1 protein-coding gene is annotated in these 236 nt (G+C 72.5%); it reads left to right on the top strand.

Annotated features, from left to right (window positions below; genetic code table 11):
• On the top strand, positions 1-236 hold a 236-nt coding region (locus DZA62_RS35370), incomplete at both ends, for a sugar phosphate isomerase/epimerase family protein (protein WP_232827691.1).

Raw genomic sequence — 236 nt, 5'->3', positions numbered from 1 at the left:
TGTTCCACATGAACATCGAGGAACGCAGTATCACCGAGGCCATCCGCCGGGCCGCCGGCCGGATCGCGCACGTGCAGGTCTGCGCGAACGACCGCGGCGCGCCGGGCGCCGACCACCTGAACTGGCCCGGCATCGTCGCCGCCCTGGACGCGGCCGGCTACTCGGGCCCGCTCGTGATCGAGTCGTTCACCGGCGACAACGCGACGATCGCGACGGCGGCGTCGATCTGGCGGCCG

The organism is Jiangella endophytica (genome assembly GCF_003427025.1).
In the GTDB taxonomy this organism is placed as follows: domain Bacteria; phylum Actinomycetota; class Actinomycetes; order Jiangellales; family Jiangellaceae; genus Jiangella; species Jiangella endophytica.
The sequence above is the reverse complement of the archived record's forward strand: the minus strand, read 5'-3'. Positions and strand labels throughout refer to the sequence as shown.